We start from the raw sequence: 13,493 nt of genomic DNA on the forward strand, positions 1-13,493 counted from the left end.
GGGGCGCCGCCCGAATCCCCTTGCGGGACTTTGCGCATTCGCGTACTTTGCATCAGAAAGTTGATGCGGGTTCCCCGATGCGCGATCTCGACAGGGCCGATCTCGACCGGGTGCTGGCCGACATCACGGCGATCCGCAGCCAGGTCGCCGCCGGCACCGCCTTCCAGGGCTACGGCCCCACCGCGCTGGCGGTCACCGGCGCCCTGGCGCTTGCCGCCGCGGTGGCGCAGGCCGCCCTCCTCGACGATCCGACCGGCCGGCCCCTGACCTTCCTCGCCGGCTGGATCGCCGTCGCGGTCGTCTCGATCCTGGTGATCGGCGCCGAGATGCTGGCGCGCAGCCGCCGGCACCATTCCGGGCTCGCCGACGCGATGATCCTCAACGCGGTCGAGGCCTTTCTGCCGGCGGGCGCCGCCGGGGCGCTGCTGCTCCTGGTGCTGGCGCGCCTCGCGCCGGAATCCCTGTGGCTGCTGCCGGGCCTGTGGCAGATCCTCGTCGGCCTCGGGCTGTTCGCCTCCCTGCGGGCCCTGCCGCGGCCGGTCGCCCTGGCGGCGGGCTGGTACGTGGTCGCGGGCCTCGGCACCATCGCGGCCTCGGCCGAGGGGCATGCCCTCTCGCCCTGGACCATGGGCCTGCCCTTCGCCCTCGGCCAGGGGCTGCTGGCGTTCATCCTCCACCGTGCCCCGGGAGGCGACGATGTCTAAACCTGCCCCTTACGCGTATGACGGGCTCGACCGGGTGCTGCACGAGCGGGCGCGGCTGAGCCTCCTCACCTCGCTCGCCGCCCACCCGAAGCCCCTGGCCTTCTCCGACCTCAAGCAGCTCTGCGGCCTGACCGACGGCAATCTCAGCCGCCACCTCGGCGTGCTGGAGGAGGCCGGGCTCGTCGAGATCCACAAGGGCTACGAGGGACGGCGCCCGCTCACCACCTGCCGCCTCACCCCCACCGGGCGGCAGCGCTTCGTCGACTACCTCGCGGTGCTGGAGCGCGTGGTCCGCGATGCCGCCGAGGCGGCCCGTCAGGGCGACGGCCGGAACGACGCCGGTCCCGAGCCAGTCCCGGCCTGACCTCCCTCCCTTTTTTGTCTGGAGACTTTGCAATGCAAAGCGGTTCAATCCAGGAAGCCGAGCTGCAAGCGCCCAACCTGCAAGAGTTCAACCTGCAAGAGCCCGAGCTTCGGGAGCCCCGGCTTCATGTCGGCCTCATCATGGACGGCAACGGCCGCTGGGCGACGACCCGCGGCCTGCCCCGGGTCGTCGGCCACGAGGCGGGGGTCGGCACGGTGCGGCGGGTGGCGCGGGCGGCACCCGGCCAGGGCATCGGCACGCTGACGCTCTACGCCTTCTCCTCCGACAACTGGCGCCGTCCGGCCGCCGAGGTGGCCGGGCTGATGGGCCTGCTCCGCCTCTATCTCGCCCGCGAGGTCGAGGTCTTGCGGCGCGACGGCGTGCGCCTCACCGTGATCGGCCGGCGCGACCGCCTGCCCGACGGCCTCGCGGAGGCCATCGCGGCCGCCGAGGCCGCGACCCGCGCGGGCACCCGCTTGCACCTGCGCATCGCCCTCGACTACTCGGCCCGCGACGCGATCCTGGCGGCCGCCCGCGCGGCCGCTCCCGACGCCACCCGCGAGGACTTCGCCCGCCTCGTCACCGGCGACGGCGCCCCGGAGGTCGACCTCGTGATCCGCACGAGCGGGGAGCAGCGCCTGTCCGACTTCCTGCTCTGGGAGAGCGCCTATGCCGAGCTGCACTTCACGCCCTGCGCCTGGCCGGATTTCGGCGAGGCGGAACTCGCCGCGGCGATGACCGCGTTCCGGAGCCGCCAGCGCCGCTTCGGCGGGTTGCCGGCGGCGGCGTGAGGAGCGGAGCGCGCCCGCCATCCAGGCTTTCGGCGGGCGACAGGTGCGGTCGCGGAAGGCACGCCTCTTGTACGGGACGTATGCCGCGAAAGCGCCGAGCTGGCAGTTGGTGAGCTTACCTTTCCTCGATGGTCAGCTTCTGAAAACCCTTCGCCGCCAGCTTCGGCCGCTTGGCGCTGAGGATGCGGGAATTCACCCCCGTCCAGCCGATCTCCCCCGAGAGGCGGCCGTACTCGATCTTCGGGCAGCGGTTCATCACCACGGTGACGCCTCGGGCCTCGGCCCGGGCCGCCGCCTCGTCGTTGCGCACGCCGAGCTGCATCCAGATTACGCCCGGCAGCGGATCGAGGGCAAGGGCCTCGTCGACGAGGGGCCCGGCAGCCTCGGAATTGCGGAAGATCTCCACCATGTCGACCGGCTGGGCGAGGTCGGCGAGCCGCGCCACCACGGGCCGGCCCAGAAGGTCGGTCCCGGCGAGGCCCGGATTGACCGGGATCACCTGATAGCCGCGCTCCAGGAGGTACTTGGTGACGATCCAGCTCGGCCGGGCCGGGTTGGCGGAGGCGCCGACCAGCGCGATGCTGCGCACCCGCTGCAGGATCTTGCGCAGAGCCTCGTCGTCGTAACGGTCGTGGGTCATCGGGCGGCCTTCCGGTCGAGGAACGCCGCGATGCCGTCTTCGGCCGCACGCGCCAGCATGTTCTCGGTCATCACCCGGCCCGCATGGGCGTAGGCCTCGGCCAGCGGCATCTCCAGCTGCTCGTAGAAGGCGCGCTTGCCGACCCGCACCGTGTAGGCGCTGCGCGCCGCGATGCCGGCCGCGAGATCCTGCGCCTGGCCGAGCGCCGTGCCGGCGGGCACGACCCGGTTGACGAGGCCGAGCGCCTTCGCCTCCTCGGCCTCCGCCATCTCGGCGGTGAGCAGCATCGCCATCGCGGCCTTGCGCGACAGGTTGCGCGAGAGCGCCACCATCGGGGTCGAGCAGAACAGCCCGATCTGCACGCCCGGCGTCGCGAAGCGGGCCTCTTCGCCCGCCACCGCGAGGTCGCAGGAGGCCACCAGCTGGCAGCCGGCCGCGGTCGCGAGGCCCTCGACCGCGGCGATCACCGGCTGCGGCAGGGCGGGAATCGCCATCATCACCGACGAGCAGAGGTCGAACAGCGCCCTGAAGCGGGCCGCGCCGCGATCGGCCTCCGCCCGATAGGCGGTCATCTCCTTGAGGTCGTGGCCGGCACAGAAGGCGGGCCCTTCCGCGGCCAGCACCACGGCGCGCACGGATTCGTCCGCGGCGAGCCGCGCGAATTCTTCCGCCAGGGCGGTCAGCATCGCGTGCGACAGGGCGTTGCGGGCCCGCGGCCGGTTCAGCGTCAGCGTCGCGACGCCGTCGCGGTCGTCGCGGAGGAGGAGAAGGTCTGACATGTGCGCTCGGCTTGGTGGGCTCGCCTTGGTGGGCTCGCCTTGGTGGGCTCGCCTTGGCGGTCCCGGATCGGGGACGACACGGATGGCCTATTGTCCGGTGCCGGGCGCCATGCTGCAAGATCGTGCAACACGATCACCGGAACCACCCTGCGCATGCCTTCCACCCCCGCGTCCCCCGCCCCGATGATGGACCGCGCCGCGGTCTCGGCCTTTCTCGACGAGGTGTTTCCGCAGATCCATCACGGCGGCCCCGGTCCGGTGGTCGAGAGCGTCGGGCCGATGACCGCGACGATGCGCCTGCCCTACCACGAGCGCCACCTGCGCCCCGGCGGCACGATCTCCGGCCCGGCGATGATGGGGCTCGCCGACGTGGCGCTCTACGTGGCGATCCTGGCCCAGATCGGCCCGGTGGCGCTCGCGGTGACCACCAACCTGTCGTTCAACTTCATGCGCAAGCCCGCGCAACGCGACCTCCTCGCCGAGGCGCGCCTGCTCAAGCTCGGGCGCTCCCTCGCCGTGGGCGAGGTCCTGATCCGCAGCCTCGATCAGGAGGAGCTGGTCTGCCACGCCACCGGCACCTACGCGATCCCGCCAAAATAGCGGTATCATGATACCGCTATCGCGAAGCTGCTCGAAACGCTCGGGTTTTTGCCGTTTCGGGTTTTTCGGTTCGCTTGACGCCGACGCGATCCTCGGTTACTGAGCCGGCCATCGCCGCTGCGCGCTCGTCACTGACCGCGGCGGCGTCCTGTTTTTTTCGTCAAGACTTCCGGGACTTATCCGCGATGAAGACCTTTTCGCTGAAGCCCGCCGACGTCGACAAGAAGTGGGTGGTTATCGACGCGGAGGGCCTCGTGGTCGGCCGCCTGGCGTCGATCATCGCGATGCGTCTGCGGGGCAAGCACAAGCCCCAGTACACGCCCCACGTCGATTGCGGCGATAACGTCATCGTCATCAACGCGGAGAAGGTGAAGTTCACCGGCCGCAAATATAACCAGAAGGTGTACTACCACCATACTGGTTACGCCGGTGGCATCAAGGAGCGCTCGGCCAAGTTCATCCTCGAGGGACGCTTCCCCGAGCGCATCGTCGAGAAGGCCGTGGAGCGCATGCTGCCGCGCGGCCCGCTGTTCCGGCAGATCCTGGGCAACCTCCGGGTCTACAAGGGCAACGAGCACCCCCACACCGCCCAGCAGCCGGAGACGCTCGACGTCGCCGCTCTCAACCGCAAGAACGTGAGCGCGTAAGATGGCGACCCTTCAGTCCCTCTCCGACCTCGGCCAGGCCAGCAAGGCCCAGAACTCGTCGCAGGGCGAGAACGAGGCCCCGGTCCACGTCCAGAAGCTGGACTCCCTCGGCCGCGCCTATGCCACCGGCAAGCGCAAGGACGCGATCGCCCGCGTCTGGATCAAGCCCGGCGCCGGCAAGATCACGGTGAACGACCGCCCGGTCGACACCTACTTCGCCCGTCCGGTGCTGCGCATGATCCTGCAGCAGCCGCTCCAGATCGTCGACCGCGTCGACCAGTACGACATCGTCGTGACGGTGGCCGGCGGCGGCCTCTCCGGCCAGGCCGGCGCTGTGCGCCACGGCCTGTCCAAGGCCCTGACCTACTTCGAGCCCGAGCTGCGCTCGCCGTTGAAGCGCGAGGGCTTCCTGACCCGCGACCCGCGCGTCGTCGAGCGCAAGAAGTACGGCCGCAAGAAGGCTCGCCGCAGCTTCCAGTTCTCGAAGCGCTAAGGCGACCTTTTCGGTTGTTGCAAAGAAGAAGGGCGGGCCCGCGAGGGCCCGCCCTTTTTTCGTGACCGTCCGGACGATCGGGACTCGTCATACCCCCGGCCCGAGATGCTGACGCATCGATCAGTCGCCGCGGCTCCGGTCGGTATCCCGCATCTGCGCGACGAGGAACGTCTCGGCGCGCTGCCACGCCTCGTCCGTATCGCCGCGGAAGTTGAGGTCGCGCGAGAACACGTCCCAACCGGTGTGGACATCGGCGAGCCGCGCCCAGATCTGCAGGATCAGGGTGCTGCTCTTGTGGACGACGCCGACGAAGACCAGCGCGGCCCCCTGCCGGCGGGCGGCCTCCAGCAGGCAGGCGGCCTTGCCGGTGGGACAATCCCGTTCCAGTACCGCGGCTGGGAGGACCGTCGCCCGATATCGGCCCGTGCGCGTCAGGTCCGCCGCGAGGTCGTCGGCCATGCGTGCCAACCGGACGCCATGCTGCGGTGCCTGATCGGTCGGCTCGCCCGATGTGTCGAGCAGCTTGATCGGCAAGACCGCGATCGTCGGCGGCGTTTCCGCGGCGTGCCCGTCGAGGGCGGCGGCAGCACCGAGGAGAAGCCCGAGCGCGCCGCTTCGCAGGCGGGACCAGATCGCCCTACGCCGGCTCCTGCACCGGCGGATTCCGTGCGGAAGGGGACTGGCCATCGGCATCACGCGACGGCCTCCGCCTGCGCGTTGTAGAGCGCCCGGAACTCCGGCAGGCCGAAGGTCGCCACGACGGTGTGATCCTCGTCGAGGATCTCGTAGATCGGGCCATCGATGTTGCGGTTGGTGAAGTAGACGATCGCGTCCTGGTCGCCGCCGCCCTCCGTATGGGGCTCGCCTCCCGCCCGACCCGCGACGTAGCTACCGACCGGCCGTACCTCCTTCAGCGTCCCGTCGGGCCGGTAGATCCGCAACTCGCCTTGCAGGACCAGCGTCCGGTAATCGGCGCCGTGCCGGTGCAGCGCGACCCTTTCGTTCGCCGCAAACTTCAGCAGGAGGTCGACGATCCGCGCGTGCTCGTCGACGCTCAAAATCGCATACGAGGCGTGGTCGAAGCCGTCGATGGTCCGCCATGCGATGGCGCGGTCGTCGAACGGATAGGTCTTCATGAGGCTCTCCGGGTTCGTCTGCCGCGATCGGGAGCGCCCCGGACCCCGTGCCGGGTGGTTGCCGTCCCCTGCGGGCCCCGAGGCTTAGGCGTCGCTCGCGGCTGAGGCTTGCCATTCGGCGCCAGTCGGAGAACCCTGTCGTCCGGGGAGGCTCGAATGTCGTCTTACGGCATGACCAGGGCGCGGACCGTCGGGGCGATCGCCCAGGCGGTGACGGAAGCCGGAGGCTCGCTCGGGCGCTTGTTCGGACGGGCCGGGATGCCGCTGACGCTGCTGGATACGCCCGATCGCCTGATCCTGCTGCGTGACCAACTCGCGCTCGTTGCCGCCGCCTTGCGGGAAATCGGTGATCCGGCCTTGCCCGCTCGCCTGTCCATGCAAACGGGGATCGTCGGCCTCGGGCCGATCGGCGCCCAGGTCCGCTCCGCCGAGACGTTGGGCGCGGCCCTGCACCGGGTAGAGGTCGTCACGCCGCTTCTGCTGCAGACCGCCACCTGGACGGGCCAGCGCCGGCAGGGCGACGACGCGTTCTACGGCTACGGCATCACCGAGCGGATCGAGAGAGGGCGCCAGGCCAACGAGGTCCTGGCCCTCGGCTATCTGCTCGGCACCGTCCGCCATTTCCTCGGACCGGCTTGGCGGCCCGAACGGGCGGTGGTGACGGGAGCGACCCTGGCGGGTCGCGCCGAGATCGAGGCGTGCCTCGGCTGCACGGTTTCCTTCGGGCCGCGGGCGGGCCTGGCCTTCCCCGCCCGCCACCTCGACGCGGCAAATCCGAGCCGCCTCGATCCGACGGAACTGTCGCCGGCGGAGACAAAGCCGATCGGCGAGGACCTCCCGGCCTGCGTTTGCCACCTCATCGAACTCGGCCTCGACGAGGCTCGTCCCTTAATCGATGCTGTCGCCCGCCGTCTCGGGCTCTCGCGCAGGACCCTTCAACGCCGTCTGGAGCAGGCGGGCACCGGCTTCGCCGATCTGCGGCGCGACGTGACGCGCCGCCGCGCCGAAGCTCTTCTCTCGACGAGCACGCAATCCATCGGGCGGATCGCGATCGATCTCGGCTACTCGGATCCCGCCCACTTCACGCGGGCTTTCCTGGAATGGACCGGTGCGACGCCGAGCCAGTGGCGCCGGAGCGTCCATGCGGAGGCCGATGCGCGGTCACGCCGTTGAAGGTGCGCCGACCGCGATCCGACCGGAGGAACAAGGAATGGGTCGCCCTCGCGCCGGTGCTCGCCGTCGGCGCCGCCGGTCAGGCGCCCAACGCCCGCTCCAGCTCGCCCTTCGACATGGTGGAGCGGCCCGGAATGTTCTTCGCCCGGGCCTTCTTCATCAGCTCGGCCTTGGTCTGGCCGCCGTCCCGGCTGCCGGTCTTGTGCGAGGCCTTGCGCGCGGCGGCCGCCTTCTTCGCCACGTCCTTCGGCTGCTTCGAGTGCTGCCGGCCCTTGGCGCTGTCGGCCCGCTTCTTGGCCGTCGAGCGCTTGTACTCGTCGTCGGACAGCTCCTCGCGGGCCTTCTTCGGCAAGTAGCGCTCGCCGGTCTCGCCGCTCTCCTTGCCCGACTTGGTGCCCCACTCCTCGTCGGTCCATTGCTTGAGGTGGTTGTCGGACGACTTCTTGCCCTCGTAGCCGCCGCCCTCCTCCTTGTATTCCTGCACCGCCATCTGCGCCTTGCGGGCCGACCACTGGCCGGGCTTGCCGCCCTTCGCGGAGCGGGTGACGTCCTTCTTCACCTTCTCCCACAGCTTCGGGTCGGTCTTCTTGGCGGTAGCGGCCATGATGGGCTCCTCAGGTCGTCTGCTTCGATCTGGCAGCACAACCGGGCGGCGAGGGCCGGGTTCCTCTGGGGCGGGGTCTCCGGCTGTGGACGGGTCTGCGACATGAGACCGTCGCGAATCACGCGGCACAGTTCCTGCCCTCACGGGCCGTCATTGCCGATTGACTCGACGGCCCCCCGCCCCCCATCACGACGCGCGTCGTTCGGCATTAGCCGGTCCGCGCCACGGAGACTTCGCCCATGACCCGCAAGCACAGCCCGAGCGTCTTCATCGACGGCGAGGCCGGCACGACCGGTCTCGGCATCCGCGAGCGCCTGGAGGCCTTCGACGACATCACTTTGCGATCGATCCCGCATGAGAGCCGCAAGGACCCGGAGGCCAAGCGTGCCCTCCTGTCCGAGGTCGACCTCGTGGTCCTCTGCCTGCCCGACGACGCCTCGCGCGAGACGGCGGCGCTCGCCGATTCCCTGCCCGGCGGCGGCCCGCGGCTGCTGGACGCCAGCACCGCCTACCGGGTCGATCCGGCCTGGACCTACGGCTTCGCCGAGCTGGCGCCCGCGCAGGAATCCGCCATCCGGGCGTCGCGCCGCGTCTCCAACCCGGGCTGCTACCCGACCGGCGCCATCGCGCTGCTGCGCCCGCTGGTCGATGCCGGCCTGATCCCGGCCGATCATCCCATCAGCATCAACGCGGTGTCGGGCTATAGCGGCGGCGGCCGCAAGATGATCGAGGCCTACGAGGCCGGCGAGGCCCCGGCCTTCCAGCTCTACGGCCTCGGCTTCGGCCACAAGCACCTGCCCGAGACGCAGAAATATGCCGGCCTGACCCGCCGGCCGATCTTCGTGCCGTCGGTGGGCAATTTCCGCCAGGGCATGCTGGTGTCGATCCCGCTCCACCTCGATCTGCTGCCCGGCACACCGCGCGTCGCCGATCTCGAAGCCGCGCTCGCCGCCCGCTATGCCGGCGCCAAGCTCGTCAAGGTCGTGGACGCGGCCGAGGACGGCGCCGACCGCGAGCGCATCGAGCCCGAGGCGCTGAACGACACCGACACGCTCGAACTCCGGGTGTTCGGCTCCGACACGCATCGCCAGGCGGTGCTGGTCGCGCGCCTCGACAATCTCGGCAAGGGCGCGTCCGGTGCCGCGGTGCAGAACCTGCGCCTGATGCTCGACCTCGACTGACCCGGGTCGCCGGAGGGCGAAAGACCCCTCCGGCTGCCGCCGGGGTCACCCCCGCGGCGGGATCTCCAGCCCGCGCTGCACCGCCGGCCGGGCGAGCCCCCGCTTCAGCCAGGCCGGGACGGCTGCGAGCGCGTCGTACTCCACCAGTTCCCGCGCCTCGTAGAAGCCGATCAGGTTGCGCACCCAGCCGAGCATCGCGATGTCGGCGATGGTGTAGTCCGCGCCCATGATCCAGTCGCGGCCGGTGAGCCGGGTCTCCAGCACGCCGAGCAGGCGCTTCGACTCGTCGCGGTAGCGGTGCAGCGGCCGCTTGTCCTCGATCTCCCGGCCGGCGAACTTGTGGAAGTAGCCGAGCTGGCCGAACATCGGCCCGACCGCCGCCATCTGGAAGAAGAGCCACTGCGTGGTCTCGGTGCGCCCGGCCGGATCGGCCGGGATCAGCCGCCCGGTCTTCTCGGCGAGGTAGAGCAGGATCGCGCCCGACTCGAACAGGGCGAGGGGTTGTCCCCCCGGCCCGTCCGGATCGATGATCGCCGGGATCTTGCCGTTCGGGTTGAGCGACAGGAATTCCGGGTTCCAGGTCTCGTTCTTGCCGATCTGAACGGTGTGGGCCTCGTAGGGCAGGCCGAGTTCCTCCAGGGCGATCGACACCTTCACGCCGTTCGGGGTCGGGAAGGAATAGAGCTGGATCCGGTCCGGGTGCCGGGCCGGCCAGCGCGCGGTGATCGGAAAGGCGGAGAGGTCGGGCATCGCGGGGAAGCTCCCTGAGGACGCCGCGACGATACCCGACCCCGCCGGCCTGCGTCAGTCCTTGGCCGCGAAGTGCGAGACGATCCGCGGCAGGTGGTCGGTCCCGTGCCCCGCCTCGACCACGCGATCGAGATCGGCCAGCACCCCGGCGGCGACGGCCCGCTCGGCGCCCAGCCCCTCGGCCATCGCCACGTAGTAATTCAAGTCCTTGCGGGCATTGGCGATCGAGAACTGCATCGGCGAGGAATCGCCCGAGATGAGGAACGGCGACAGCCGGTCGAGCGCCGCGCCGTGGCCGCCGCCCTTCCTCAGCACCTCGACCAGCACCTCCGGGGCGATGCCGGCGCGCCCGGCGCAGGCCGCGGATTCGGCGAGCAGCGTGACGAAGCCGAGCGAGACGTAGTTGTGCAGGAGCTTGAGGGTGTGGCCGGCCCCGGCCTCAGTGCCGGCATGGAAGATGTTCTCGGCGAAGGCCGAGAGCAGCGGGTGCATCGCCTCGAACAGCTCCGGCTCGGCCCCGACCAGGAGGTTGAGCCGCCCCTCCGCCGCCTCCTTCGGCGTGCGGGTCATCGGCGCGTCGAGGAAGCGCCCTCCGGCCTCGCGCACCGCCGCCGCGACTTTCGCCGTCGAGGCGGGCACCGCGGTCGAGCAATCGACCACCACCGTGCCGGGGCGCAAGGAGGCGAGCACGCCGCCGTCGCCGAGAAGGACGTCCTCGACCTGCGGCGTCCCGGTGACGCAGAGGATGACGACCTCGCTCGCCTTCGCCAGCGCCGTCCGGTCGGGGTGGCGGGCCGCGCCGAGGGCGTCGAGGTCGTCCGTCGGCTGGTTGCCCGGATGGTCGAGATAGCCGAGCGGCCAGCCCTTGCGGGCGAGGTTGAGGGCGATGCCGTGCCCCATCAGCCCGACGCCGACGATTCCGACGCGCTGCTTGCTCATGACGATGTCTCCATGGGGAAGAAGGGAAATCAGGCGAGGGCGCGACGCACGGCGTCGGTCACCTCGGTGCAGCTCGCGGCCCCGCCGAGGTCGCGGGGCACCGCGCGGCCCTCGGCGAGCACCGTGCCGACCGCCGCCTCGATCCGGTCCGCCGCGGAGGCGAGAGCCGCATCGCCGTTCCGCTGGCCGAGCCAGCGCAGCATCATCACCCCCGACAGGACGGTGGCGATCGGGCTCGCGGCGTTCTGTCCGGCGATGTCCGGCGCCGAGCCGTGGGCGCCCTGGAACAGGGCGTGGCCGTCGCCGATCTCGCCCGAGGGCGAGATGCCCATCCCGCCGACGGTGGCGGCGCCGAGATCCGAGATGATGTCGCCGAACATGTTCTCGGCCACGATCACGTCGTAGCTGTCGGGCCGCTTGAGCATATGGACGGTGATGGCGTCGGCATAGGCGTAGTCGATGGCGATGTCCGGATAGCCGGCATGGACCTCGTCGCAGATTCGGCGGAAGAAGGCGTAAGACCGCAGGATGTTGGCCTTGTCGCAGACCGTGACCCGCCGCTGCCCGTCCCGCGGCGCGCCCTGGCGCCGGGCGGCGAGGTCGAAGGCAAAGCGCGCCACCCGCTCGGTGCCCTTGCGCGTCACGACCAGACTGTCGGAGGCGATCTCGTCGCGCAACACCACCCCGGCGCCGCGGCTGGCATAAAGCCCCTCGGTGTTCTCGCGCACGATGACGTAGTCGATGCCGCCGCCCTCGAAGGCGCGCAGGGGGGACAGCACGCCGGGCAGGAGCTTGATCGGCCGGACATTGGCGTACAGGTCGAGGCGGAAGCGCAGGCGCAGGTGCAGGTCGTTGCCGACCTCCGTCCCGTCCGGATAGACGACGCCCGGGAGGCCGGCCGCGCCGTGCAGGATCGCGTCGGCGTCGCGACAGCCCGCGAAGGTGTCGTCCGGCAGCACTGCGCCGCTCTTCACGTAGTGGCCGGCGCCGCCCTCCAGCATCTCGAACGCGAGGGTGCCGGCGCCGCAGGCTTCCGTCAGCACCGCCATCGCCGCCTGCGTCACCTCGGGCCCGATGCCGTCGCCCTCGATGGTGGCGATGCGATACTGCGCCATGTCCCCGCTCCTCCCTGGCGATCCGCGTTCAACGCGGACCCTTTGCAGGCGCGCCTAGCATGATGCCGCGGGCCGCGACATCCGGTCCGATGCATGCGAGGGTCGACGGCAAAGGATTCCCGTCGAGGGATCCGCGCCAGGGAGGAGCCGCCGATGACGGCAGAGCCGTTCACCACCCACGTGCCCGATGCCGCGCTCGCCGACCTGCGCGAGCGCCTCGCCCGCACCCGCCTGCCCGACCAGGCTCCCGAGGCGCCCTGGACCTACGGCACCGACGTGACCTACCTCGCCGACCTGATCGCCTATTGGCGCGACGGGTTCGACTGGCGCGCGCAGGAAGCCGCGCTCAACGCCTTTCCGCAAATCATTCACCGCATCGGCGAGATCGACCTCCATTGCCTGCATGTGCCGGGACAGGGGCCGAACCCGCGCCCACTCCTCCTCTGCCACGGCTGGCCGGGCTCGGTGTTCGAGTTCCTCGATCTCATCCCGCGCCTGACCGACCCGGCCCGCTTCGGCGGCCGGCCGGAGGACGCCTTCACGGTGGTGGCGCCCTCGCTCCCCGGCTACGGCCTGTCGTTTCGCCCGGGCCAGCCGCGCCTCGGCGTCGAGGAGATCGCCGACCATTTTTCGGAGTTGATGACGCGGCTGGGCTACGCGCGCTTCATGGCGCAGGGGGGCGATTGGGGCGCCTTCATCACCACGCGCCTCGCCTGGCGTTACCCGGAGCGGATCGAGGGCCTGCACCTCAACATGCTGCCGGTGCGCCGCGACCTCTCGGGCCGCGACGCGACGCCGGAGGAGGCCGCGCATGACGAGCGCGTCGGCGCCTGGCTGAAGGAGGAGACCGGCTACCAGTGGATCCAAGGGACCAAGCCCCAGACCCTGGCCTTCGCGCTGACCGACTCGCCCGCCGGCCTCGCCGCCTGGATCGTGGAGAAGTTCCGGTCCTGGTCGGATTGCGGCGGCACGATCGAGACGGCGATTCCCCGCGACCGGATGCTCGCCAATATCGCGCTCTACTGGTTCACCGGCGCGATCGGCTCGTCGTTCCACCCCTATCATTCCCGGATGCACCGCCCCTGGCCGGTGCCGGACGGGGAGAAGGTGCGGGTGCCGACCGCCTACGCGGCCTTCCCGAAGGAGATGGTCCGCCCGCCCCGCTCGCTGGCTGAGCGAACGATGTTCGCGGATCTCCGCCGCTGGACCGAGATGCCGCGCGGCGGGCACTTCGCCGCCCTCGAGCAGCCGGACCTCCTCGCGGAGGATGTCAGGGCCTTCGCGGCCTCGCTGCCGCGATAAGGCTTGAACGCAGGGCGTGCAGACCCATCTCCGATAGACGCGAGGGCGGATGGGGGAGGCCCCTCCCCTCCCCTCGTCGCAACGGCTCCGATCCTCGGATCGGGGTCGTGTTGACAGGCGAGCCGGCTACCCTTAGACAGCCGCTCACCGACGGGGCGCCGAGCAAACGGCCTGCCCCACGGGACTACCCGAAAGAAGACGAAGCAAGGGCCAGGGCAACCCGGCGCTGCTTTTCGTTTCTCGGATGGTTGAGGTCCGGCTTCGACCGGATCGGC

The 13,493-nt window shown here is 70.7% G+C and carries 17 protein-coding genes; 9 read left to right on the forward strand and 8 right to left on the reverse strand.

Going from position 1 to position 13,493, the window contains the following annotated elements; all coding sequences use genetic code 11:
• Positions 1 to 77: 77 nt before the first annotated feature.
• Genes QR78_RS08110 through QR78_RS08120 form a run of 3 tightly spaced genes read left to right on the forward strand, consistent with a single transcriptional unit; the run spans position 78 to position 1,859 of the window.
• On the forward strand, positions 78 to 704 hold the full coding sequence (locus tag QR78_RS08110; RefSeq protein ID WP_048426993.1) for a hypothetical protein: 627 nt from the start codon (positions 78 to 80) through the stop codon (positions 702 to 704).
• Complete coding sequence (locus QR78_RS08115; protein ID WP_048426994.1) at positions 697 to 1,068, forward strand: winged helix-turn-helix domain-containing protein; 372 nt, start codon at positions 697 to 699, stop codon at positions 1,066 to 1,068. The genes QR78_RS08110 and QR78_RS08115 overlap by 8 nt, the downstream gene beginning before the upstream one ends.
• A 32-nt stretch (positions 1,069 to 1,100) precedes the next feature.
• Complete coding sequence (locus QR78_RS08120; protein WP_082171522.1) at positions 1,101 to 1,859, forward strand: di-trans,poly-cis-decaprenylcistransferase; 759 nt, start codon at positions 1,101 to 1,103, stop codon at positions 1,857 to 1,859.
• 115 nt (positions 1,860 to 1,974) lie between these two features.
• Here the strand turns inward: QR78_RS08120 and QR78_RS08125 are convergent, their stop codons facing one another.
• Entirely contained in the window at positions 1,975 to 2,499 is a 525-nt protein-coding gene (locus QR78_RS08125; protein WP_048426996.1) for a CoA-binding protein, read from the reverse strand.
• On the reverse strand, positions 2,496 to 3,278 hold the full coding sequence (locus QR78_RS08130) for an enoyl-CoA hydratase (protein WP_048426997.1): 783 nt from the start codon (positions 3,276 to 3,278) through the stop codon (positions 2,496 to 2,498). The genes QR78_RS08125 and QR78_RS08130 overlap by 4 nt, the downstream gene beginning before the upstream one ends.
• A gap of 153 nt (positions 3,279 to 3,431) precedes the next feature.
• Here QR78_RS08130 and QR78_RS08135 point away from each other — a divergent pair, with 153 nt between their 5' ends.
• The 3 genes from QR78_RS08135 to rpsI all read left to right on the forward strand — a co-directional run bounded on the left by QR78_RS08135 (position 3,432) and on the right by rpsI (position 5,018).
• Complete coding sequence (locus QR78_RS08135; RefSeq protein ID WP_048426998.1) at positions 3,432 to 3,878, forward strand: PaaI family thioesterase; 447 nt, start codon at positions 3,432 to 3,434, stop codon at positions 3,876 to 3,878.
• Positions 3,879 to 4,063: 185 nt separating this feature from the next.
• A complete protein-coding gene (gene rplM / locus QR78_RS08140; protein ID WP_048426999.1) occupies positions 4,064 to 4,525 on the forward strand; it encodes a 50S ribosomal protein L13 in 462 nt (153 codons plus the stop codon).
• A 1-nt stretch (position 4,526) separates the two neighbouring features.
• Complete coding sequence (gene rpsI, locus QR78_RS08145; protein ID WP_048427000.1) at positions 4,527 to 5,018, forward strand: 30S ribosomal protein S9; 492 nt, start codon at positions 4,527 to 4,529, stop codon at positions 5,016 to 5,018.
• A 120-nt stretch (positions 5,019 to 5,138) separates the two neighbouring features.
• Here the strand turns inward: rpsI and QR78_RS35940 are convergent, their stop codons facing one another.
• Positions 5,139 to 5,552, reverse strand: a complete 414-nt coding sequence (locus QR78_RS35940; protein ID WP_244276239.1) for a DUF2380 domain-containing protein — start codon at positions 5,550 to 5,552, stop codon at positions 5,139 to 5,141.
• Between the two features lie 158 nt (positions 5,553 to 5,710).
• Entirely contained in the window at positions 5,711 to 6,154 is a 444-nt protein-coding gene (locus QR78_RS08155) for a cupin domain-containing protein (protein ID WP_048427001.1), read from the reverse strand.
• Between the two features lie 171 nt (positions 6,155 to 6,325).
• On the opposite strand from QR78_RS08155, the gene QR78_RS08160 reads away from it, so the two are divergent.
• On the forward strand, positions 6,326 to 7,327 hold the full coding sequence (locus QR78_RS08160) for an AraC family transcriptional regulator (protein WP_280140374.1): 1,002 nt from the start codon (positions 6,326 to 6,328) through the stop codon (positions 7,325 to 7,327).
• Positions 7,328 to 7,406: 79 nt separating this feature from the next.
• On the opposite strand, the gene QR78_RS08165 is transcribed toward QR78_RS08160, so the two are convergent.
• Positions 7,407 to 7,931 (reverse strand): DUF5872 domain-containing protein, encoded by a 525-nt coding sequence (locus QR78_RS08165; RefSeq protein ID WP_048427003.1) that lies wholly within the window; start codon positions 7,929 to 7,931, stop codon positions 7,407 to 7,409.
• 239 nt (positions 7,932 to 8,170) lie between these two features.
• Between QR78_RS08165 and argC the strand changes: the two genes are divergently transcribed.
• Entirely contained in the window at positions 8,171 to 9,112 is a 942-nt protein-coding gene (argC, locus tag QR78_RS08170; protein WP_048427004.1) for an N-acetyl-gamma-glutamyl-phosphate reductase, read from the forward strand.
• Between the two features lie 45 nt (positions 9,113 to 9,157).
• Here argC and QR78_RS08175 read toward each other — a convergent pair whose 3' ends face one another.
• Genes QR78_RS08175 through QR78_RS08185 form a run of 3 tightly spaced genes read right to left on the reverse strand, consistent with a single transcriptional unit; the run spans position 9,158 to position 11,916 of the window.
• The gene (locus tag QR78_RS08175) at positions 9,158 to 9,862 is read right to left on the reverse strand and encodes a glutathione S-transferase N-terminal domain-containing protein (RefSeq protein WP_048427005.1); all 705 of its coding nucleotides are present in this window, start codon (positions 9,860 to 9,862) and stop codon (positions 9,158 to 9,160) included.
• A 54-nt stretch (positions 9,863 to 9,916) separates the two neighbouring features.
• On the reverse strand, positions 9,917 to 10,801 hold the full coding sequence (locus tag QR78_RS08180; RefSeq protein WP_048427006.1) for an NAD(P)-dependent oxidoreductase: 885 nt from the start codon (positions 10,799 to 10,801) through the stop codon (positions 9,917 to 9,919).
• A 29-nt stretch (positions 10,802 to 10,830) separates the two neighbouring features.
• A complete protein-coding gene (locus QR78_RS08185; RefSeq protein WP_048427007.1) occupies positions 10,831 to 11,916 on the reverse strand; it encodes an isocitrate/isopropylmalate dehydrogenase family protein in 1,086 nt (361 codons plus the stop codon).
• Positions 11,917 to 12,069: 153 nt separating this feature from the next.
• Between QR78_RS08185 and QR78_RS08190 the strand changes: the two genes are divergently transcribed.
• A complete protein-coding gene (locus QR78_RS08190) occupies positions 12,070 to 13,218 on the forward strand; it encodes an epoxide hydrolase family protein (protein ID WP_048427008.1) in 1,149 nt (382 codons plus the stop codon).
• Positions 13,219 to 13,493 lie beyond the last annotated feature (275 nt).

The organism is Methylobacterium indicum (assembly GCF_001043895.1).
GTDB lineage: Bacteria > Pseudomonadota > Alphaproteobacteria > Rhizobiales > Beijerinckiaceae > Methylobacterium > Methylobacterium indicum.

What these genes read in the sequence shown, in the direction of transcription:
- QR78_RS08110 (WP_048426993.1), top strand. Translation starts at nt 78, where the DNA reads ATGCGCGATCTCGACAGGGCCGATCTCGACCGGGTGCTGGCCGACATC.
- QR78_RS08115 (WP_048426994.1), top strand. Translation starts at nt 697, where the DNA reads ATGTCTAAACCTGCCCCTTACGCGTATGACGGGCTCGACCGGGTGCTG.
- QR78_RS08120 (WP_082171522.1), top strand. Translation starts at nt 1,101, where the DNA reads ATGCAAAGCGGTTCAATCCAGGAAGCCGAGCTGCAAGCGCCCAACCTG.
- QR78_RS08125 (WP_048426996.1), bottom strand. Translation starts at nt 2,499, where the DNA reads ATGACCCACGACCGTTACGACGACGAGGCTCTGCGCAAGATCCTGCAG.
- QR78_RS08130 (WP_048426997.1), bottom strand. Translation starts at nt 3,278, where the DNA reads ATGTCAGACCTTCTCCTCCTCCGCGACGACCGCGACGGCGTCGCGACG.
- QR78_RS08135 (WP_048426998.1), top strand. Translation starts at nt 3,432, where the DNA reads ATGCCTTCCACCCCCGCGTCCCCCGCCCCGATGATGGACCGCGCCGCG.
- rplM (WP_048426999.1), top strand. Translation starts at nt 4,064, where the DNA reads ATGAAGACCTTTTCGCTGAAGCCCGCCGACGTCGACAAGAAGTGGGTG.
- rpsI (WP_048427000.1), top strand. Translation starts at nt 4,527, where the DNA reads ATGGCGACCCTTCAGTCCCTCTCCGACCTCGGCCAGGCCAGCAAGGCC.
- QR78_RS08155 (WP_048427001.1), bottom strand. Translation starts at nt 6,154, where the DNA reads ATGAAGACCTATCCGTTCGACGACCGCGCCATCGCATGGCGGACCATC.
- QR78_RS08160 (WP_280140374.1), top strand. Translation starts at nt 6,326, where the DNA reads ATGACCAGGGCGCGGACCGTCGGGGCGATCGCCCAGGCGGTGACGGAA.
- QR78_RS08165 (WP_048427003.1), bottom strand. Translation starts at nt 7,931, where the DNA reads ATGGCCGCTACCGCCAAGAAGACCGACCCGAAGCTGTGGGAGAAGGTG.
- argC (WP_048427004.1), top strand. Translation starts at nt 8,171, where the DNA reads ATGACCCGCAAGCACAGCCCGAGCGTCTTCATCGACGGCGAGGCCGGC.
- QR78_RS08175 (WP_048427005.1), bottom strand. Translation starts at nt 9,862, where the DNA reads ATGCCCGACCTCTCCGCCTTTCCGATCACCGCGCGCTGGCCGGCCCGG.
- QR78_RS08180 (WP_048427006.1), bottom strand. Translation starts at nt 10,801, where the DNA reads ATGAGCAAGCAGCGCGTCGGAATCGTCGGCGTCGGGCTGATGGGGCAC.
- QR78_RS08185 (WP_048427007.1), bottom strand. Translation starts at nt 11,916, where the DNA reads ATGGCGCAGTATCGCATCGCCACCATCGAGGGCGACGGCATCGGGCCC.
- QR78_RS08190 (WP_048427008.1), top strand. Translation starts at nt 12,070, where the DNA reads ATGACGGCAGAGCCGTTCACCACCCACGTGCCCGATGCCGCGCTCGCC.